Source organism: Rhodococcus sp. P3_B8, from assembly GCF_056402775.1.
In genome coordinates, this window is sequence record NZ_JBFUGT010000036.1 from 1 (window position 1) to 19,731 (window position 19,731).

Sequence of the window (19,731 nt, forward strand, 5' to 3'; positions counted from 1 at the left end):
GTCCACCGGCGTCCAGGCGGCGATGACGGCGATCCTGTCGAAGGTCGGGATCTAGGCCCTCCGGGCCGGTGCGCCTTTCTGGTTGTTCCAGCAACCAGAAAGGCGCACGGGTGGCGGAGCCGCCTCAGTGGGTGGTCAGCGGCGCATCCGCGGTGGCGTCCCCGGCGTCCACGCCGGTCTTCTCGAACCGCAGTCGCGACACGGCGAGTCCGGCGAGGACGAAGGACACGGCCACGAGGATGTACAGCTGGGTGGGCGACCAGTCGCGGTCGAGGAGGGCGCCCGCGACGATCGGGGACGCGATGGCGCCGACGCGGCCGATGCCGATGCCCCAGCCGACGCCGGTGGCCCGGACGGCGGGCGAGTAGACCGACGGCGTGATCGCGTACAGCCCGGCGATGCAGCCGTTGGCGAAGACGCCGATCAGGGCGCCGAGCCCGAACGCGATGACGATGGACGCGGTGGCGGGAACGAAGACGACGAGCAGTACGCCCGCGATCGCCATGTAGGCGATAAGCACACGCTTCAGGGCGAAACGTGCGGACAGCGCCCCGAGCAGGGTGGCGCCGAAGATGCCGCCGAGGTTGAGGAGCACTCCGCCGGTGACGCCCTGGTTCGCGGACATGCCCGCCTCGACCAGCAGTTTCGGGGTCCAGCTGGTGACGAAGTAGAAGCCGAACATCGCCATGAAGAATGCGAACCACACCAGGAGTGTGCTGCGGCGGCGCTGCGGTGACAGCAGGACGCGCATCGCGAATCCGGCGTCGGCGGTGGCGGCGGCACGCGGTGCGGGCAGCTCGTCGAGTCGCGGCTGACCGACCCGCTGGGCGAAGGCATTGATCCGGTCGAGTGCGTTGGCCGGTCGCCGGACGAGCAGGAAGTCGATCGATTCGGGGAGCCGGGCGTAGACGACGGGGATGATGGCCGCCGTGCACAGTCCGCCGAACAGGAACACCGAGCGCCAGCCGAGCGAGTTCTGCAGGACGACGGCGATGATTCCGCCGAGGGTGGCGCCGACGGCGTAGCCGGTGGAGTTGAGACTCACCGCGAGCCCGCGCCAGCGGTTCGACGCGTACTCACTGGCGATGACGTTGCTGCTGGCGAGGATTCCGCCGATGCCGACGCCGGTGAGGGCGCGGAGCAGGCCGAGTTGCATCGCGTTCTGGCTGACCGCCGACAGCAGCATGCCCGTCGACGCGAGTGCCAGGCACAGCAGGATCATGGCGCGGCGGCCGATGGTGTCAGCCCACGGCGCCAGGAACAGCGATCCCGCGGCCATGCCGAACAGTCCGGCGCTGAGCAGGAGGCCGACGACCGAGCCGGACAGATCCCACTCCTGCGATACCGACTGGGCGGTGAACGCCATGACGAGGACGTCGAAGCCGTCGAGCACGTTGAGTAGACCGCAGATGGCGATGGCGCCCCATTGGTAGCGCGTCATCGGGCTGTTGTCGATGCGTTCGCGTAGGTCGAATTGCATGCGCGGGACCTGTTCTTCCTCGGAGGTGGGCTGTGATGTGGCTCACGACTCACCTACCGTGGCGGACGGGTCACTCGTTTCCAACTTCGCTTCCGAATGTCGGAATACAGAAGTGGCGGTTGCACGCGGTACTGGGCCATGATTTCTCTGTTGACAACTGGAAGGGTCCGGGCGACCGGCAGTGGGCGAAAGGTCCATGGATGTGACTGGCTCGGGTTTCGGTAATTCCTGGTCGGCGGAGCGGTTGTTCGCCGGGCCGGGCGAGACACGGGAGCGGCTACGCCGCACCGATTGGGCGGCCACGCCGCTGGGCCCGGTCGAGACCTGGTCTGTCGAGTTGCGGGCGGCGGTACGCACGGTGCTGCCCTCCGAGGTCCCGATGTTGCTCTGGTGGGGTCCTGAGCTCGTGCAGATCTTCAACGACCCGTACACCCGGGTCCTCGGCGTCAAGTATCCCGCCGCGATCGGCGAACCCGGGGCGCAGTGCTGGGCGGAGATCTGGGACGAGGTGGGACCGCTCGCCGAGCAGGTGATGTCGGGCGGCGCGGCGACCTACACGGAGAATCGGCCGCTGTACCTGCTGCGGCACGGGTACCTCGAGGAGACGTACTGGACGTTCTCCTACAGTCCGGTGCAGGACGAGGACGGGAACGTCGCCGGCATCTTTGTGGCGACGACCGACGTGACCGCGACCGTGCTCGGGGAGCGGCGACTGGAGACGCTGCGGCAACTGGGCACGGTATCCACCGCGGGCGGCGACGATCCGCTCGTCGACGCCTGCCGTGCGGTCGTGCGGGTACTCGGCGACAGCGGACAAGACGTTCCGCTGGCCGCGATCTACCTCCGCCGGGAGGTCGCCGGCGGCTCGGGCGACGACGCCGCCGACGACCTCGTGCTCGTCGGTGCCGTCGGAGTGGACGACGACGGCGAGTTCAGGCCCGCCCGGATCCCGGCGACCGACGTCACCAGCCACCGTGTCCGGGTGCCGGGCGAGTTCGAGTCCGCCGGGTCGAAGGCGGTGACGGAGGTGCGGCTGTGTCCGTTGATCGTGACGGGTCACGCGGAGCCGGTGGGTGTGCTCGTGCTCGGGATCAGTCCGTATCGCGCGTTCGACGACGCGTATCGGGGCTTCGCCGAGTTGGTGACGGCAAAGGTGTCGACGCTGATCTCGGACGCTCTGGCCTACGAGTTCGAACGGGACCGCGCGGCTGCGCTGGCGGAACTGGACGCGGCGAAGACGCGGTTCTTCCAGAACGTCAGTCACGAGTTCCGTACCCCGTTGACCTTGCTGCTGGGCCCCCTCGAGACTCTGCGAGAGCGGACCGGGGACGAGTCGCCCGCAGATCAGCGTGACGCTATCGCGGCCGCCCACCGGGCAGCGGTCCGGCTACAGCAGCTCGTCGACGACCTTCTCGATCTGTCCAAGGCGGAAGCCGGCCAGCTGCTGCCCCGCCCGGAGCCGACCGATGTCGGCCGGTTGACCGCCGAATGCGTGAGCATGTTCGATTCCGCCGCCGTGCAGGCCGGACTCGCGCTCCGGGCCGACATCGACGAAGGCGCCGGTCCGGTCGAAGTGGACCGCGAGATGTGGGTGAAGATCGTGCTGAACCTCGTGTCGAACGCGGTCAAGTACACCCGGTCCGGATCCGTATCCGTGGCGCTCCGCCAGGACGCCGGCCGGCTGGTGCTCAGCGTGACCGACACGGGTGTGGGCATTCCCGCCGAAGAACGGGAACGCGTATTCGACAGGTTCTATCGCGTCGAGGCCGGCGGATCAGGCGGCGTCGGCATCGGGCTTTCCCTGGTGGCCGATTTCGCCGCTGCACTCGGTGGTTCCGTCGATCTCGACAGCGCACCGGGCCGGGGCAGCACCTTCACCGTCCGCCTACCGCGGGTCCCGGCGCCGGACGGCGTGACCCCGCGGGCAGACGACCGACCCGTCGGCGCGGTGACGTCCTTCGGCGACATCGACCAGCGGGAACCGTTCGCCGAGGTCGCGCCGTCGACCGAACCCGGAGCGGACCGCCGCCGCATCCTGCTCGTCGAAGACCATCCGGACCTGCGGGCCTATCTCACACGATTGCTGCACGAGCAGGGCTGGCACGTCGACGCCGTCGCCGACGCGGAGTCCGCGCTGAAGCGCGTCGCCGTCCGCACGCCGCATCTCGTGCTCAGCGACATCATGCTTCCCGGTCGCGACGGCATCGACTTCCTCCGCGAGCTGCGATCGGAGCAGTCGACGGCACGGCTCCCGGTCGTTCTGCTCACCGCCCGAGCGGGAACGGAGTCGACCATCGACGGACTGAACCACGGCGCCGACGACTACATCGTCAAACCGTTTCAGCCGAGCGAACTCGTCGCGCGGGTGCGTGTTCATCTCGAAATGTCGTGGCTTCGTGAAACTCTGGTCACGGACAGCGAGCTCGAAACGGAACAACTGCGCAAAGCACTGGATACGCGAACAACCCTCAGCCAAGCTGTCGGGCTGACGATGGCCGCCTTCCAGTGCGACGCCGACACCGCCTTCGACAAACTCGCTTCCTATTCGCAGAACCGCAACGTCAAACTTCGGGAGATCGCGGCAGAGGTCGTCGCGAACTTCACCGCAGGCACCGACCGCGAATAAGGCCCCAGTTTCCCCGACCTGCGTTCCGGGTAGGCGTGACCGATGAACGACGATCAGCACGCCGAACCGGAACCCGACGATCCGCGTAAGCCGGATTCGCCCGCGGACCTGACGAAACCGTCCTGGTGGTACGTCATCAGGAAGACGGCGCACGAGTTCACGCGCGACCAGTGCACCGACCTGGCCGCCGCTCTGACGTACTACGCGGTCCTCTCGCTGTTTCCTGCGCTGCTGGCGCTGGTCTCGTTGCTGGGAGTGTTCGGTCAGGGACAGCGCACCACCGACGCGGTCCTGCAGATGGTCGACGACCTCGGGCCGTCCTCCGCCGTGGACACGTTGCGCGACCCCATCGCGCAACTGGTCGCAGCACCGACCGCGGGAATGGCTCTCGTCCTCGGCCTGCTGGGTGCGGTGTGGTCGGCGTCAGGCTACATCGGGGCGTTCGGACGCGCGATGAACCGCATGTACGAGGTCGAAGAGGGGCGTCCCGTGTGGAAGCTCCGGCCCCAGATGCTGGCCGTCACCATCGTCGGCCTGGTCCTGGTCGCGGCCGCTGCGGCGATGCTCGCCCTGAGCGGCCCCGTCGCACGCTCGGTGGGTGACACAATCGGATTCGGCGACACCGCCCTGACCGTGTGGAACATTGCCCGCTGGCCGTTCGTCCTCGGCATCGTCGTGGTGGCCGTGGCCATCCTCTACTACGTCACGCCCAACGTGAAGCAACCCAAGTTCCGCTGGATCAGCGCCGGCGCGTTCCTCGCCATCGTGACGTGGATCGTGGCGTCGGTCCTGTTCGGTCTGTACGTCGCCAACTTCGGCAGCTACAACAAGACGTACGGCTCCCTGGCCGGCGTGATCGTGTTCCTGCTCTGGCTCTGGATCACCAACCTGGCGTTGCTCTTCGGCGCCGAACTGGACGCCGAACTCGAACGCGGACGGGAATTGCAGGCTGGCATTCCGGCCGAGGACGAACTGCAATTGCCGGCCCGCGATACGCGGGTCTCCGACAAGAACGCCGAGAAGTACGAGCAGTACGTGCAGGAGGGCAAGGCGCTGCGCGAGAGCGAGGCCGCGGGCCCGTGAGTACTTGTTAACCGCGGGCGGTTAACAAGTACTCACGGGCGGAACGCCATCGCGTCGTCCAGGATCTTGCCGTGCCGCAGCGCAACCAGGTCGCGGAAGTAGTTCATCCGCAGCCGCCACGGCGCTTTCGAACCCTGCTTCGGGAAAGATTCCACCGACCGCAGCACGTATCCGGCGGCGAAGTCGAGGAACGGCTCCTCCTCGACCGAACTGTCGCGCTCCGGGGCGCACTGCGTGAAGCCGTTCGCGTCCATGTGCGCGAGCAGACGGCAGACATACTCGCACACCAGGTCGGCCTTGAGCGTCCAGGACGCGTTGGTGTACCCGATGACGAACGCGAAGTTGGGCACCCCGCTGAGCATCATTCCCTTGTACGCCATGGTTTCGGTGAGGTCGATGTCGTGGCCGTCGACGGCGAGCGTCATCCCGCCGAACGCGAGCAGGTTCAAACCTGTTGCGGTGACGACCACATCGGCGTGCAATTCCTCACCGGACTTCAGCGTGATCCCGGTTTCGGTGAAGGTGTCGATGTGATCGGTCACGATCGACACCTCGTCGTTCCGAATGGCGCGGAACAGATCCCCGTTGGGCACCAGGCACAGTCGCTGATCCCACGGGTTGTATCGGGGCGTGAAGTGGGTGTCGATGTCGTACCCCTTCGGCAGCCACTTCTCCTGGAGTTGCCGGATGCGGCCCTTCATGAATTCCGGGTATCGCTGGCACAGTTGGTAGATCGCGGTGGCGACCGATGCGTTCTTCAGGCGGGTGAGGTCGTAGGCGAGCTTGGCGGGCAGGTGACGTCGCAGCCTGTTGGCCAGCTTGTCCTTCGCCGGCATCGAGATGATGTAGGTGGGCGACCGCTGCAGCATCGTCACGTGTGCGGCGTCGGCGGCCATGGACGGCGCCAGCGTCACCGCGGTGGCGCCGCTGCCGATGATGACGACCCGCTTGCCCGCATAGTCGAGGTCCTCGGGCCACTGCTGCGGGTGCACGACGCGACCACCGAAGCGGTCGAGCCCGGGGAACTCGGGGGTGTAGCCCTCGTCGTAACGGTAGTAGCCGCTGCAGGACATCAGGAAGTCGGCGGTGAACCGGACCGTCTCGCCGGTGTCTGTGCGCTCGGCGTCGACCGTCCAGCGCGAATCGGCGGTGGACCACTCGGCACGAACGACCTTGTGCTGGAACCGGATGTTCCGGTCGATCCCGTGCTCGGCGGCGGTTGTGCGGACGTACTCGAGAATCGACGGCCCATCCGCGATGGACTTCTCACCCGACCACGGCTTGAACCGGTAGCCGAGGGTGTACATGTCGGAGTCGGAGCGAATGCCGGGGTAGCGGAACAGGTCCCACGTGCCGCCGATCGATTCGCGGCTCTCCAGGATCGCGTAGGTCCGTCGGGGAAAGTTGTCCTGCAGGTGGTACGCGGCACCGATCCCGGACAGTCCGGCCCCGATGATCAGCACGTCGACGTGTTCGACGGGCGTCTTCGCCCCGGTGGTCTCGGCGGCGGTCTCGGTGTGTGACATGAACACTCTCTCGCTGGCGGGGAAGGGTGGTTACTTCGGGTCTACGGCGACGTCGCCGAGAGCGACATTACGTGCGCTGGTGGACCGGCCGAGTTTCGCGGCCTCCTCGTCCATCAACGGAAGAATCCGGGGAACGGGCGGCAGCAGGGCGCGGTCCCCGATCCGCGACGTCACCACCGCCTTCAGCCAGGCGAAGATTCCGACCCACCGGGGCACGTAGACCCGGCGTTTCCGCTTGGCCAGGGCATCCACGAACGCGTCGACGCAGGAGCCCACCGATGTCGTCTTGCCGAGCGGTCCCGGCAGCGAGGCGAGAAATTGGTTGAACGCGGTGAGGTCGGCTTTCGCGTCCTGGACGAGTGGTGTGTCGATCCACGACATGTGGGCCGAGCCCACGGTGACGCCGTGGTGCGCGACYTCGAGRCGSAGGGCGTTGGCGAARTGCTCGATGCCGGCCTTGCTCGCGTTGTAGGCGGTCAACCCGGCCACGGGCGCGAACGCGGCGAACGACGAGACGACGAGGATGTAGCCCTTGCGTTCGATCACGGACGGCAGTGCAGCGCGGACGGTGTGGAAGACGCCGAGAATGTTGATGTCGATGACCCGCTTGAACGTGGCCGGATCGACGTGCAGGACCGAGCCGAAACTGGCGATGCCGGCGTTCGCGAGTACGAGGTCGATGCCGCCGAACTTCGCGACACCGGCGTCGACGGCCTTCTGCACGGCGGCCAGATCGCACACGTCGGCGGCCGCGGCGACCGCGACGTCGTCGCCGAGTTCGGCGGCGAGCGCCTTCAGCGGTTCGGCGTCCAGATCGATCAGAACCAGTTTGACGCCCTTGCGGGCGAGGGCGCGCGACGTTTCTGCGCCGATGCCCCGCGCGGCTCCGGTGACGAGTGCGACTTTGTTCCTGAGCGTGGGCATGGGATCTCCTGGCGTGTGATCTGGCACCGTTCGGTGTCAGTTTGTATCTGGAACTGGACGGTGTCAATATGGGGGTCGTGAGTTCGCCCAGGCTCGACGACACGGGCCGCACCTACCGCGGTGCGGGTCCGCGCCAGCGTCAGGAAGAGCGCCGCGTGCGCCTCGTCGATGCGGCCGTCGAAGTGTTCGGGACCAGCGGTTACCGGTCCGCGACGGTGGAGAAGATCTGTTCGACCGCCGGGCTCACCAAGCGCTACTTCTACGAGTCCTTCGACGGCAGCGAGGCCCTGCTCCTGGCCGCGTACGCGAGTGTGACCGACCGTCTGCGGGACAGCGTCCTGCGCGGTGCGGGGGACGGCGGCGCCGATCTCGATGCGCGGGTTCGCGGTGCGCTGACCGCGTTCTTCCGATCCGTCGCCGACGACCCACGAATCCCGCGGATCGCATTCCAGGAGGTCCTCGGTGTCGGGCCGGAGGTCGACAACGCCTATCGCCGCGTCACCCTGTCGTTCGTGGACGCCGTTCTCGTCGTCATCGGTCCGGCCGTCGACCGGACCGCCTTCCCCGACTTCCACCTGCGCACTCTCGCGACCGGACTGGTGGGAGCCGTGCTGATGATCGCCCAGCAATGGGTGCTGTCGGAGAACCCGCAGCCGATCGAGTCCGTCATCGGCAGCGCGCACACCATCCTCTCGGCCGTGCTGGGCCAGCTCGGTCCCCAGCCTATGTGAGTGGCAAGGCGTCCGGGGGCACGCTTTGCCACTCACGTGCGCTGACCTGGGATTGCATTGCGCCGGCGGCAATCCGGGCAAACCCCTGACGCCATAACATATATGTTGTTAAATACCTGACATGCCCGGTGCTGTGCACTGCCAATCACCGTGGGTCCGCACCACGACGATCCGCGCGGTGCTCGTCGCGCTGCTCGGGGTGGTCGCGCTCGTGGCGCCGACGCCGATCGTCGCGCACGCCACCGACTATGAGGGCCTGCTCGACATCACACCGGCGAACGCGGCGGCGGAGACCATCGGCGGACTCGACCCCCGGCTGCCCACCGACTCCGCCGTACTCGGCGCCGCGCTGGCGGCCGCCCGCTCCGACGGTGTCGCTCCGACGCGGTATTCCGCTCTTCTGCAACAGTATTGGCTCGCTCGAGGATCCGAGGCGTCCGGCATCGACCTGGCCGCCTGGGATCCGAACGCAGGGCTGATCGCCAACGCAGCGGTGGTCGACCGGGTCTACGAGAGCTACGGCCGGTACCAACTCCAGCGCACCGAGCTCTACTGGTCCGGCATGGCCGGGTTGGCGGGAGGGTCGTTCGCCGCCGGCTTCTGGGACCTCGACCTCGGCCGCACCGTGCTCGGGGTCGACGCCGTCCACACCCTCGGCAACGCCGTCGCGTCGACGGTCCGGGGGTTGCCCGGCGAGGCGATGACGCTCCTGCCTGCGGACCCGAGAACGCTCGCCACCGTCGGCCCGGCGATGACCGCCGAGGACATGGACTGGTACCAGAAGCGCCTGCTGATGATGCAGAAGCACATCTACTTCGACATGGTGCCCATGCACGAGGCGTACCTGCACGAGGGCACGGCCGCTGTCGAGGAGATGGCCGCCGCCGGACTGCTCGACGACAACGCCCAGATCGCGTGGAGCGGCATCTTCTCCGGTACTCCGGCGGGGTACGCGGACGCGCTGTTCCGGATGGCGTCGCGCGAGCAGAATCAGATCATCGCCGATCAGTGGGACGTCACCGCGGCAGCCCGTGACGGCGTCGGCCGCGCGCTCACGTACGCCACCACCGTCGCGGCGCAACCGTCGGTTCCCGGCTCGCGCGCACCGGGACAGGTTGTGCCGATGTCGGTCGACGGCGACGTGAACGGCTCGGCCTACCGTCTCCGCACGCCCCTGCCCGGTTTCAACTGGGCCGATCGCGAACCGCGCTGGCAGTACATCGTCAGTGACATCGCGTCGTCCTACCAGCGGCTGGCCGAGGGTCGTCCGGGAGAGTTGCGGGCCCTGCTGGCCATCCCGTTCCGCGACTTCGTCGAGAGCCAGCGGGTGCTGCGGCGGGTGCCCGACCTTGCCCGCGACATGAGCACCGGCTGGGAGTTGTCCCCGGTGCAGCCGTAGCCGTTGCCGTCCCCGGACGAACGGGACGCTCGTTCGATCTGACGCAACGACCGTCCCGTTCGCCCGGGGCGCGAGGCCGGCTTTCCAATGGATGGATGTGACGTTGCGCACGCGTAGGTGCGGTTGGCACGTTGTGTCACACCACGCCAGGCCCGATCGCAGGAGAGTCGATGAACGTATCCGCCGTCACGCACGACAGCCCGACGACCGCGACACCCACCGAGGTCGCGAAGACGCCGAAGAAGGCGGCGCTCGCGTCGTTCCTCGGAAGTGCGCTCGAGTACTACGATTTCTTCATCTACGGATCCGCCGCGGCCCTCGTCTTCGGGCACACGTTCTTCCCGGCCGGCAACGACGCGATCGGGACGGTCGCCGCGCTCGCGACGTTCGGCGTGGGCTACGTGGCCCGGCCCGTCGGCGGAATAGTGCTGGGACATTTCGGAGACAAGCTGGGCCGCAAGAAGATTCTGCTGCTGACCCTGCTCATCATGGGTCTGTCCAGTCTCGCGATCGGATTCCTGCCCACGTACGAGCAGATCGGCATCGCCGCCCCGATCCTCCTCGTGCTGTGCCGCCTCGCGCAGGGGTTCTCCGCGGGCGGTGAGGCCGCCGGCGCCAGCACCCTCACGCTCGAGCACTCACCCGAGGGGCGGCGGGCGTTCTTCACCAGCTTCACCATGACGGGATATGCCGCCGGGATGGTCCTCGCGACCCTCGTCTTCATCCCCGTCGCCGCGCTGCCGAAGGACCAACTCGACAGCTGGGGTTGGCGAATCCCGTTCTGGTGCAGCGCCGTGATGCTCGTGGTCGCCTACTTCGTGCGCACCAAGCTCGACGAGACCCCGGTGTTCGAGGAGTCACGCGAGCACGCGGAAGTGCAGAAGCTGCCCGTCGTCACCGTCGTGACCACCCAGTGGCGGGACGTGCTGCGGATCGCGCTGTGCTCGCTGTTCGCGGTCGGGCAGACGGTGTTCACGGTCTTCGGGCTCGCCTACGCCACCGGACCCGACGTCGGCATCGACCGCACCACGATGCTGTGGGCGTCGTCGGTGTCGATCGCGGGCTCCATCGTCGCGATCCCGCTGCTCGCCAAGCTGTCGGACCGCGTCGGACGCCGCCCCGTCTGGATCACCGGTGCCCTCGGGTGCGCCGTGACGATTTTCGGGTACTTCTGGGCCATCTCGGTCGGCTCCATTCCGCTGATCTTCCTCGCCGCACTGCTCACGATGACGCTGTTCTACTCGATGGTGAACGGTCTGTGGCCGAGCTTCTTCACCGAGATGTTCGCGGCGCCCGTGCGCTACTCCGGTTTCGCGGTCGGTACGCAGATCGGCTTCCTCATCGCCGGCTTCGCCCCGGCGATCGGCTGGGCACTCCTGGGCACCGGGGTGAACGCGTGGATCCCCGTCGCGGTGTTCACGGCGCTCTGCATGCTGGTCTCGTCCGTCGCCGCCTTCACCGCCCGTGAGACGTACCGGGTGCCGCTGGCCGACCTCGGGCGTCCGTCGACCCCTCGGGAGTAGCCGGAGGACAATAGGGCGATGTCACGGACACCGACAGGAGAATCGGTCACTGCCCGCGTCGTGAGGGTCTTGTCCTCATTCGACGCGGACACACCGTCCCTGTCGGTGTCCGACATCGCGCGTCGATCCGACCTCCCCGTCGCGACGGCGCACCGCATCGTCGGGGAACTCGTGAAGTACCGCCTCCTCGAACGCAACGACACCCGAATCAGCATCGGCGTGCGGATGTGGGAACTGGGGTCCCGCGGCTCACACACCCTGAGCCTGCGCGAAGCCGCGATGCCGTTCATGGAAGACGTGAACGCCGCGATCAAGCAACACACCCAACTGGGCATCCTCGACGGCAACGAGGTGCTGTTCGTCGAACGGCTCTCCACCCGCGGGTCCGTCGTCAACGTCACCAAGATCGCCGGACGTCTGCCGGTGCACGCCTGCTCGTCCGGTCTGGTCCTGATGGCCAACGCGTCCCGTGACGTGCAGGACGAACTGCTGTCGCAGCCGCTCGAGCGCTACACCGACGCCACGGTCACCGACCCCGAACAGATGCGACGTCTTCTCGCCGAGGTCCGGCACCAGCACTTCGCGGTAGCCGCAGGTCTCATCACACCCGGAGCGACGGGAGTCGCTGTGCCCGTGCGGGACACCGACGGCGGCAGGGTGATCGCCGCCCTGTCCGTCGTCATACCGCACGATCAGGCCAACCCGCAGTCGGTGGTCGCGGCGCTGACGACGGCGTCGCGCGGCATCACCCGGGCGATGACGCGCGGATCGCGGCACTGACAGAAACCCTTTCCATCCATTGGAGTCGCGCTGTGGCTCGGGTCTCGAGTCGGTCAGAGTGGTTGTCACGAACACACCGTCACCGATCACGCATCGCGATTCGAAAGTCACTGCACACCAGAACTTTCGCCGATGCCTGATCGAATGCCGACTCTCCAGGGAAGGTCCAAGCATGAGCTCGAAAACTGTCAAATGCGACCTGTTGGTCATCGGATCCGGGGYCGCAGGCATGGCCGCCGCACTCAAGGCGGCGAGCGAGGGCCACAGCGTCATCGTCGCCGAGAAGTCGCAGTGGCTCGGCGGCACCACCGCGATCTCGGGCGGCTGGGCATGGGTTCCCGGCAACAAGCAGGGCGTCGCGCAGGGTGACACCCGTCAGGACATCGAAACCTACATCCGCGCCCTCGCCAAGGACTGTTACAAGGCCGAGATGGTCGACACGTTCCTCGACGAGGTGCCCGAGGCCATCGACTGGCTCGAGTGCGACACCGACGTCGAATTCGTCTATCCGGAAATGGCTCCGGACTACCAGATGGACGCGCCGGGCGCGAAGCCGTCGGGCCGCGCGATCTCCGGCAAGGTGGTCGACGCGCGCACCCTCGGCGAGAACCGGCTGCGGTTGCGCCCCTACCTCGACACCTACACCGTCTTCGGTTACATGCCCGAGGTCGGGCCCGACATCGCACAGTTCCTCCACGCCAACCAGTCGTGGAAATCGTTTGCCTACGTGTCGAAGAAGCTCCTCAAGACGTGGGTCGAGACGGTCCTCTGCCGCCGATCGTTCGACCGGACCAACGGCAATTCGCTCATGGTGCGGATGGTGTCGTCCGCCGCGAAGCTCGGAATCCGGATGTGGACCGAGACGCCGGTGACGAAGATTGTGCAGTCGGAGAACGGGGTCGTCACCGGGGCGGTACTCGGGGGCGTGCACGCGGGAACGGTCGAGGCACGGCTCGGCGTCGTCATCGCGGCCGGCGGTTACTCCTCGGATCCGGCGCTGCGAGCCGAGTACTGGGGTCACGATCCGCACGGCGACAACCACTTCACTCCCACGGTCGGGCACGACGGCGACAACGTGCGCCTGGCCGCGCCGCTCGGCGGGCACGTCGACACCGACGTCCACGAGCCGGCCGCGTGGGCCCCGGTGACGGTGTTCACCGGTCTGCGCGGGCAACAGCGGATCTTCCCGCACCTGCGGGCATTCGGACTTCCCGGACTGATCGCGGTGAACCGCAAGGGCGAACGCTTTGCCAACGAGTCGAGCTCCTACCACGACTTCGGCATGGCGATGATTCAGGACAACGCCGGCCAGGACGAGACATTCGGCTACATCATCGCCGACTCGAAAGCCATGAACAAGTACGGCATCGGCTACGCCAAGCCGTGGCCGATCCCGCAGGGCTATTTCAAGAAGACCGGTTTCCTCCACAAAGCCGACACGGTCGAGGAACTCGCCCTCGAGATCGGTGTCGACGTCGCCGGGCTGAAGAAGACCCTGGCCGAGTTCAACGCGGGAGCCGCCAAGGGCGAGGACCCGAAGTTCAACCGCGGGTCGAACTGGTTCCACCACTTCAAGGGCGACATGGAACACCAGCCCAACCCGAACCTCGAGCCACTCGACAAGGGACCGTACTACGCCGCGAAGATCGAGATGGGCGACCTCGGAGCCTATTCCGGTCTGGCCGTCGACCGGCACAGCCAGGTCCTCAACGACGACAACCAGCCGATCCCCGGCCTTTTCGCCGCCGGGTCCGCGGCCGTGAGCATCTTCGGCGGCGGCTACCCGGGCTACGGCGCCAACATCGGGCCCGCCCTCGTCTTCGGATACACCATCGGCCGGGACGCCGAGATCCTCGCGTCGCTGCGCAGCGAGTCCGTCGAGCCGACCGTCCTGGAAGAGGTCTGACATGCCGTTCTTCCTCGTCCGCTACGTATACACCGGCGACACGGCCGGCCGGGACGAGCACCGTCCCGAACACAAGATCCATCTGCAAGCCGCCACCGACCGCGGGCTGATCCTCGCGTCCGGACCGTTCGCGGCAGGAGAAGAACCCGGCGCGGCGATGATCTACGAGGCCGCGGGCAAGCGGGACGTCGTCGACGTCGTCGAGGGCGACCCGTTCCGGACGCGCGGGTTCGTCGCGTCGTACGACATCACCGAATGGAATCCGATGATCGGCCCGTGGGCCGTCGCTGCAGTGGGAGGCAGGTCGTGACGGGTCGAGTGGCAGGGAAGGTCGCCGTCGTCACGGGGGCGAACGGTGACCTGGGTGGCGCGACCGCGCGGATGCTCGCACGAGAGGGCGCGCTGGTCGCGGCCCTCGACCTCAAAGTGCCTGATGCGCCGTGGGATTCGACGGCGATCACGTCGTTCGCGGTCGACGTCACCGACGAGGCCGGCGTCGCCGAGGCCGTCGCAGCGGTGGTGGAGACTGTGGGTGTTCCCGACATCCTGGTCAACTGCGCCGGCATCATCGGGCGGCCCGCGCCGTCGCACGAGGCGTCGGTCGCCGAGTTCGACCAGATCTTCGACGTCAACGTCAAGGGTGTCTGGTTGACCACCAAGCACGTGCTGCCCCACATGATCGGCCGGAAGAAGGGCAGCATCGTGAACTTCTCGTCGATCCACGGGCTGACCGGAGGCTCCAACGTCCCGCTGTACCACGCGTCGAAAGGTGCTGTGCGACTGCTGAGCAAGGCAGACGCCGTCACGTACGGGCCGCACGGAATTCGCGTCAACTCGATCCACCCCGGGTCGATGCGGACGGCAATGAGTCAGCGGTCGGCCGAGGGCAGCGCGATCGGGCCGGAGGAGTACTACCGTCAACTCGTCTCGGGCAACCCTCTCCCGCGGCAGGGGGAACCCGACGAGATCGCGTACGGGGTGCTCTACCTCGCCTCGGACGAGTCCGGCTTCACCACCGGCACCGAACTCGTCGTCGACGGTGGGTACACGGCGCACTGACCCGGTTGTCGCGCCCAATGTCACACTGGTTCAGTCCGACTGCACCGGTGTGACATTGGGCGCGGATGTCAGTCGAAGTGTCGCACCAGACGGCGGTGCCGGTGGGCGAAGAACGCGCCGAGGACGCGGGCGAGCACCGGCGTCAGCGGCACCAGCGGCAGCCTCGGCTCGAACGTGATCCGGTCGTGGACGCCGGTGCTCCCGTCGTCGAAGGGCCGCAGCGTCCGTTCGTGCTCCCACCGGCGCATGCTCAGCATCGTCGACTTCTCGTGGAACCGCCGACACGGTTCGAGTTCGGCGATGGTCAGATCGTCGTAGTCGAACGGGACCAGCCCGAACAGCCGCAGCCACGCCCGCCCGAGCGGCTCACCGACCGGGCCCGAGTCGATGGTGAGCGACTCCCGACCCCGCGGGATGCTCATCGTCATCCACGGACGCATTTCGTCGTTGATCCCCTCCGGGTCGACGACCCTCGCCCACACCTGCCCGATCGGTGCGCCGACGACCGAGCTGCGTTCGATGATCACCGTTCCATCTTCGTTCGACCTCGCATGGGTGTGCAAGCCGCCCTGAAGCCCGGTCCGGTCCTCGGCGCGGCACCGGACCGACCGGGTCTATGCCGGCGACTGGCGGGCTTCTGGGCTGGGGTGAGACGCGCGGGCGCCGTGCGTTGCCGTCGCACCCGGTCTCGCGTCGCCGCCGACGTGGCCTATGCCGCCGACACCGTCGACAGAGAGGGAGCGCGCTATTCGCCGTCCACGTTGAGTCGGTGGGTGTGGGTAATCGGGCACTACGACGCGGACCGCGTGCCTGCAGAGTCCGGCAGCGGAAGCTTGGTTTCCTCGAACCTGTCCGGGGATCCGACGGCACTGAACCGCCGCGGCCGATCCAGGACGCCGCGGGCTGCGTTGCGGGTGGAGGACATCGTCGCCCTTGTATCCACTCTGCCCGGCAGGCTGTTACTGGCTGGGCGGTGGGGTCCACGAATGGATCTCACTGTGCGAACGACGATACGGTCGACGATTATGGCAGCAAACTCCCATTACGGATTCTCCCACTCTCACTATATGGCGGGAAGTGGGGCTTGCGGCAAGGCCCCTGACGTGCTGCACAATCGTCCGACGAGAACAACGGATGGGGTTGTTGTGACGAAACCTTTCGAAGTGCACGAGTCGGGCGCGCTCCTTCACGGCACCAAGGCAGACCTTTCGGTGGGTGATGTGCTGGTGCCCGGGTACCTGTCGAACTACGGGGTCGGGCGCCTCGCGAACCACGTTTATGTGACGCAAACATTGGATGCCGCAGTGTGGGGAGCGGAGTTGGCTCTAGGCGAGGGCAGGGGGCGCATCTACATCGTGGAACCGGAAGGCGCATTGGAGGACGACCCCAACGTGACGGACAAGAAGTTTCCCGGAAATCCGACCCGCTCCTACCGCACACGGGAGCCCGTGAGAATAGTCGGCGAGATCACGGACTGGGTGGGGCATTCACCCGAACAGCTCCAAACCATGCGGGACGGTTTGGCCGACCTCGAGCGCCGGGGACTTGCCGTCATCTACGACTAGCTCCCGGACGCGCCGATCGAGTGGGCGCCGCGGGCCCAGGGGAGGGTGTGGAGTTTGGTGTTTGTCCTATGAGCGCCAGGTGATGATGATTAGGCGCCCCTGTCCGGGGTAAACACCGCTTACGCACCCCGCCGGGAACGGTTCCGTGATGTATCTCGCCGCCCACCGACGCCGAGGTGCGGGGTGACAACTCGGCAACTGCGGGTGAGGGTGATGAAAACCAAAGGTCGTTTGGTGGTGGCGGTCGGGGCCGGCTTTCTACTGAGGGGCTGGACCGCGAAGCTCGCGAGTTCCCCGGAGGTCGCCAAGCTGACCGAGTCTATTCGGGGAGAGCTGATGAACGCCGCGAAAGCCGCGGCGGTCACCGCGACCAGCTCGCGCATCGATTCGCTGAACAACCGCCTCCAGTCGAGCGCCGGACACCTCGTGGGTGGCGTGGCCGAGGAGGCCGGCACCAAGCGGAGGTCGGGCGAGAACCGCGACCTCCGCGTAGTCGAGCCGGAAAAGAGCGAGGAAGAACCTGCGGGTGACGAGTCCGCGGAGGACGAACAGGTGTGGGACGGCGGAGAGTTGCCGGAGGACGAAGGAGACGAGCAGTCCGAGGTGACGGGCGAGAACGACGAGGGCGAAGAGACCGAGCAGCCCGAGGAGGAGGAACGGCCGACGCGCCGTTCCCGCACTCGACGGCCCCGGGGCGGGGGCACGGCCAAGGAAGTCCGGGAATGGGCAGTCCAGCAGGGCTACGAGATCTCCTCGCGCGGCCGGATACCCGCGGACATCGAGCAGGCTTTCCTCGATGCCCACTGACGACCGAGCGGACCTCACCGGACTCGACCTCACGGTGGGCGCGCATCGTCTCGAACTGCACATCGGTCTGGTGCTCGGCAGATTCCTCGGACTGTTCCCTAGTCTCTGACGCCGCCTCGCGGAGGAGTCATCGGACCGTCGACGATGACGACGCCTGCCGGTGGCGTCTTCCCGGCCCGGGGTGCCGGCCGGAGATCGTCAGGCGTCCTCCGGCGGGAGGGGTTTTCGTCGATCCGGGCCTGACGTCGTCACCGGACCGGCGCTCGGACTCCGTGGTACCGCCCCAGATCCCGAACGGCTCGCGCACCGTCTGCGCGTGAGTGCGGCATTGCTCGAGGACCGGGCAGGTCTGACAGATTCGGGTGGCGAAGTTTTCCCGGTACCGCCGGGCCTCCCGCGTTTCACCGTCGGGGGAGAAGAACAGATCGGTTCCCATGCTCCGGCACGTGGCGTTCATCTGCCAATCCCACAGTTGGGTCGAGGGCGCGTAGAGGTGTGTGGTCAGAGCGGTGGACTTCATGACTACTCCGATCTTGTCCAGAGGGTGTGAGCGGCAGCAATATCGACGGTGGGTTCCCCTCCCGTGTGGGCGACGCCGGGCATACGGCTGCGGCGCCCGCCCTGCGCAGAGAACAGGGCGGGCGCCACGTTTCGCACGACGGTCGACGCCGGGCAGGACGACCCTCGGGTTGAACTATCGACCGTGGTTGTGCATGACGTGCTTGGTGCGCGAGTAGTCGTCGAGGGCATAGATCGACAGGTCGCGTCCGTAGCCGGATCCCTTGAACCCACCCCACGGAACTTCGTTGGCCAGCACGAGATGGGAGTTGACCCACACCGTTCCGGCGTCGATCCGCGCGGCAACTTCGTGGCTGCGCCGGGCGTTCTCGGTCCAGACCGATGCCGAGAGGCCGAACGGGACGTCGTTCGCGCGGCGGATCGCCTCGTCCTCGTCCGTGAACGTCTCGACGGTGACCACCGGCCCGAAGATCTCCTCGCGAGCGCACTCGGCGCCGTCGGGTACTCCGACGAGCACGGTCGGTGCGACGAAGTACCCGGGTCCGTCCAGTGCAGATCCACCGATTGCGGCGGTGATTCCCTGCTGCGCCGCACGTTCCAGATATGCGGTGACCCGCTCGAAGTGCGCCTTCGACACCAGAGGGCCGATTTCCACGGTGTCACCTGCTCCTGGCTCGCCGACCACGAACGTGCTCACCTGCTCGACCAGCTTCCGGGTGAACTCCTCGGCGACCGACTCGTGCACGAGAATCCGGCATGCTGCGCCACATTCCTGGCCCGAGTTCCAGTAGCTCGCCGCACGCAACGACACCGCGGCGTCGTCGAGATCGGCGTCGGCGAAGATCACCACGGGTGCTTTGCCGCCCAATTCGAGATGGACGCGCTTGAGCGTGTCTGCGGCCCCGCGTGCGACGGCCTTGCCGCTGCCCACGGATCCGGTCAGGGCGATCATGTCGACGTCGGGATGCTCGGCCAGCCGCGCTCCCACGGTCGGTCCGAGTCCGGACACCACATTGAACACGCCCGCCGGAAGCAGGTCACCGACGAGTTCGGCGAATTTCAGTGTCGTCAAAGGGGTCTGTTCGGACGGCTTGATCACCACCGTGTTTCCGGCCGCGAGGATCGGAGCGATCTTCCACGCCGCCATCAGCAGCGGATAATTCCACGGGGTGACGACGCCGACCACACCGAGCGGTTCACGCAGGATGACCGACAGGTGGTTCTCGGCGTAGTCTCCGGCAGCCATCGACGTGGTCGCACGTAGTGCGCCCGCCATGAACCGGAAGGTGTCCACGGTACCGGCGACGTCGTCGTTCGAGACTTCGAAAGGTTTTCCGGTGTTGGCGGATTCGAGCCGCGCCAGCACCTCGGCGTTCTGCTCGATTCTGTCCGCGATGCGGTGAAGCAGAAGGGAGCGTTCCTTGGGAACGAGTCTGGCCCAGTCGTTCTTGGCTGCGACCGCGGCTGCGACCGCTCGGTCGACATCGGCCGCGGTCCCCTGGGGTACCGCGGCGATGACCTGTTCGGTACTCGGGTCGACGACGTCGGTGCGGGGACCGGAGTTGTCGACGACGTCGAACGCTCCTGCGATGTAGTGCTGGGTCGGGGGCAGGTCGTCCCGGACGTTCAAGGAACCTCCAGGTGCTCGGCTGACAGCGACATGTCCGGTGAGGGTGGTGTTGGGCATCTGGAAGAACCTCCAAGATCGACTGGGATGATGCGGGCCGACGCGAGAAGCGCCGGCCCGCAACGGGTTGCGCTGGGTGATCAGCTATCGCGTGACGGACAGTTGCGGCAAACTCC

General features: G+C 67.1%; 16 protein-coding genes and 1 pseudogene. 11 read left to right on the top strand and 6 right to left on the bottom strand.

From position 1 onward, the window contains the following. Positions 1 to 124: 124 nt before the first annotated feature. A complete protein-coding gene (locus AC1D1G_RS15260) occupies positions 125 to 1,480 on the bottom strand; it encodes an MFS transporter (RefSeq protein ID WP_280781124.1) in 1,356 nt (451 codons plus the stop codon). Between the two features lie 196 nt (positions 1,481 to 1,676). Between AC1D1G_RS15260 and AC1D1G_RS15265 the strand changes: the two genes are divergently transcribed. Both AC1D1G_RS15265 and AC1D1G_RS15270 read left to right on the top strand, forming a co-directional pair. After that, positions 1,677 to 4,106: a response regulator gene (locus AC1D1G_RS15265; RefSeq protein WP_317568668.1), complete on the top strand. Its 2,430-nt coding sequence runs from the start codon at positions 1,677 to 1,679 to the stop codon at positions 4,104 to 4,106. Between the two features lie 42 nt (positions 4,107 to 4,148). Continuing rightward, positions 4,149 to 5,189 carry a YihY/virulence factor BrkB family protein gene (locus AC1D1G_RS15270; RefSeq protein WP_317568669.1) on the top strand — a complete coding sequence of 347 codons (1,041 nt, stop codon included), beginning with the start codon at positions 4,149 to 4,151 and terminating at the stop codon, positions 5,187 to 5,189. 32 nt (positions 5,190 to 5,221) lie between these two features. Here the strand turns inward: AC1D1G_RS15270 and AC1D1G_RS15275 are convergent, their stop codons facing one another. Both AC1D1G_RS15275 and AC1D1G_RS15280 read right to left on the bottom strand, forming a co-directional pair. Then, positions 5,222 to 6,715 carry a flavin-containing monooxygenase gene (locus tag AC1D1G_RS15275; RefSeq protein ID WP_477952712.1) on the bottom strand — a complete coding sequence of 498 codons (1,494 nt, stop codon included), beginning with the start codon at positions 6,713 to 6,715 and terminating at the stop codon, positions 5,222 to 5,224. 30 nt (positions 6,716 to 6,745) lie between these two features. Next, positions 6,746 to 7,639: an SDR family oxidoreductase gene (locus AC1D1G_RS15280; RefSeq protein WP_477952713.1), complete on the bottom strand. Its 894-nt coding sequence runs from the start codon at positions 7,637 to 7,639 to the stop codon at positions 6,746 to 6,748. A 77-nt stretch (positions 7,640 to 7,716) separates the two neighbouring features. Between AC1D1G_RS15280 and AC1D1G_RS15285 the strand changes: the two genes are divergently transcribed. The 7 genes from AC1D1G_RS15285 to AC1D1G_RS15315 all read left to right on the top strand — a co-directional run bounded on the left by AC1D1G_RS15285 (position 7,717) and on the right by AC1D1G_RS15315 (position 15,037). Beyond that, the gene (locus AC1D1G_RS15285) at positions 7,717 to 8,370 is read left to right on the top strand and encodes a TetR/AcrR family transcriptional regulator (protein WP_283332217.1); all 654 of its coding nucleotides are present in this window, start codon (positions 7,717 to 7,719) and stop codon (positions 8,368 to 8,370) included. Between the two features lie 121 nt (positions 8,371 to 8,491). Beyond that, positions 8,492 to 9,769 (top strand): hypothetical protein, encoded by a 1,278-nt coding sequence (locus tag AC1D1G_RS15290; protein WP_477952714.1) that lies wholly within the window; start codon positions 8,492 to 8,494, stop codon positions 9,767 to 9,769. Positions 9,770 to 9,939: 170 nt separating this feature from the next. After that, complete coding sequence (locus tag AC1D1G_RS15295; RefSeq protein WP_477952715.1) at positions 9,940 to 11,292, top strand: MFS transporter; 1,353 nt, start codon at positions 9,940 to 9,942, stop codon at positions 11,290 to 11,292. 18 nt (positions 11,293 to 11,310) lie between these two features. Next, positions 11,311 to 12,072 carry an IclR family transcriptional regulator gene (locus AC1D1G_RS15300; RefSeq protein ID WP_005575358.1) on the top strand — a complete coding sequence of 254 codons (762 nt, stop codon included), beginning with the start codon at positions 11,311 to 11,313 and terminating at the stop codon, positions 12,070 to 12,072. Positions 12,073 to 12,244: 172 nt separating this feature from the next. Next, positions 12,245 to 13,978, top strand: coding sequence for a 4-oxocyclohex-2-ene-1-carboxylate 5-dehydrogenase (gene chcC2 / locus AC1D1G_RS15305; RefSeq protein WP_477952716.1), 1,734 nt, complete (start codon positions 12,245 to 12,247; stop codon positions 13,976 to 13,978). A 1-nt stretch (position 13,979) separates the two neighbouring features. Continuing rightward, positions 13,980 to 14,288 carry a YciI family protein gene (locus AC1D1G_RS15310; RefSeq protein WP_477952718.1) on the top strand — a complete coding sequence of 103 codons (309 nt, stop codon included), beginning with the start codon at positions 13,980 to 13,982 and terminating at the stop codon, positions 14,286 to 14,288. After that, the gene (locus tag AC1D1G_RS15315; RefSeq protein WP_283351219.1) at positions 14,285 to 15,037 is read left to right on the top strand and encodes an SDR family NAD(P)-dependent oxidoreductase; all 753 of its coding nucleotides are present in this window, start codon (positions 14,285 to 14,287) and stop codon (positions 15,035 to 15,037) included. Before AC1D1G_RS15310 ends, AC1D1G_RS15315 begins: the two co-directional genes overlap by 4 nt. A 68-nt stretch (positions 15,038 to 15,105) precedes the next feature. Here AC1D1G_RS15315 and AC1D1G_RS15320 read toward each other — a convergent pair whose 3' ends face one another. Beyond that, positions 15,106 to 15,564, bottom strand: coding sequence for a hypothetical protein (locus tag AC1D1G_RS15320; protein ID WP_477952719.1), 459 nt, complete (start codon positions 15,562 to 15,564; stop codon positions 15,106 to 15,108). A gap of 540 nt (positions 15,565 to 16,104) precedes the next feature. On the opposite strand from AC1D1G_RS15320, the gene arr reads away from it, so the two are divergent. Together arr and AC1D1G_RS15330 are read left to right on the top strand one after the other, a co-directional pair. Beyond that, on the top strand, positions 16,105 to 16,602 hold the full coding sequence (gene arr, locus AC1D1G_RS15325; protein ID WP_411194586.1) for an NAD(+)--rifampin ADP-ribosyltransferase: 498 nt from the start codon (positions 16,105 to 16,107) through the stop codon (positions 16,600 to 16,602). A 690-nt stretch (positions 16,603 to 17,292) separates the two neighbouring features. Continuing rightward, positions 17,293 to 17,409: pseudogene (locus tag AC1D1G_RS15330) on the top strand (Lsr2 family DNA-binding protein); the annotation flags it as partial. A 127-nt stretch (positions 17,410 to 17,536) separates the two neighbouring features. Here AC1D1G_RS15330 and AC1D1G_RS15335 read toward each other — a convergent pair. Further along, positions 17,537 to 17,929, bottom strand: a complete 393-nt coding sequence (locus AC1D1G_RS15335; protein WP_477952720.1) for a WhiB family transcriptional regulator — start codon at positions 17,927 to 17,929, stop codon at positions 17,537 to 17,539. A 174-nt stretch (positions 17,930 to 18,103) separates the two neighbouring features. Further along, a complete protein-coding gene (locus AC1D1G_RS15340; RefSeq protein WP_477952721.1) occupies positions 18,104 to 19,615 on the bottom strand; it encodes a gamma-aminobutyraldehyde dehydrogenase in 1,512 nt (503 codons plus the stop codon). Positions 19,616 to 19,731 lie beyond the last annotated feature (116 nt).

What these genes read in the sequence shown, in the direction of transcription:
- AC1D1G_RS15290 (WP_477952714.1), top strand. Translation starts at nt 8,492, where the DNA reads ATGCCCGGTGCTGTGCACTGCCAATCACCGTGGGTCCGCACCACGACG.
- arr (WP_411194586.1), top strand. Translation starts at nt 16,105, where the DNA reads ATGGCGGGAAGTGGGGCTTGCGGCAAGGCCCCTGACGTGCTGCACAAT.
- AC1D1G_RS15270 (WP_317568669.1), top strand. Translation starts at nt 4,149, where the DNA reads ATGAACGACGATCAGCACGCCGAACCGGAACCCGACGATCCGCGTAAG.
- AC1D1G_RS15295 (WP_477952715.1), top strand. Translation starts at nt 9,940, where the DNA reads ATGAACGTATCCGCCGTCACGCACGACAGCCCGACGACCGCGACACCC.
- AC1D1G_RS15335 (WP_477952720.1), bottom strand. Translation starts at nt 17,929, where the DNA reads ATGAAGTCCACCGCTCTGACCACACACCTCTACGCGCCCTCGACCCAA.
- AC1D1G_RS15310 (WP_477952718.1), top strand. Translation starts at nt 13,980, where the DNA reads ATGCCGTTCTTCCTCGTCCGCTACGTATACACCGGCGACACGGCCGGC.
- AC1D1G_RS15340 (WP_477952721.1), bottom strand. Translation starts at nt 19,615, where the DNA reads ATGCCCAACACCACCCTCACCGGACATGTCGCTGTCAGCCGAGCACCT.
- AC1D1G_RS15275 (WP_477952712.1), bottom strand. Translation starts at nt 6,715, where the DNA reads ATGTCACACACCGAGACCGCCGCCGAGACCACCGGGGCGAAGACGCCC.
- AC1D1G_RS15300 (WP_005575358.1), top strand. Translation starts at nt 11,311, where the DNA reads ATGTCACGGACACCGACAGGAGAATCGGTCACTGCCCGCGTCGTGAGG.
- AC1D1G_RS15260 (WP_280781124.1), bottom strand. Translation starts at nt 1,480, where the DNA reads ATGCAATTCGACCTACGCGAACGCATCGACAACAGCCCGATGACGCGC.
- AC1D1G_RS15265 (WP_317568668.1), top strand. Translation starts at nt 1,677, where the DNA reads ATGGATGTGACTGGCTCGGGTTTCGGTAATTCCTGGTCGGCGGAGCGG.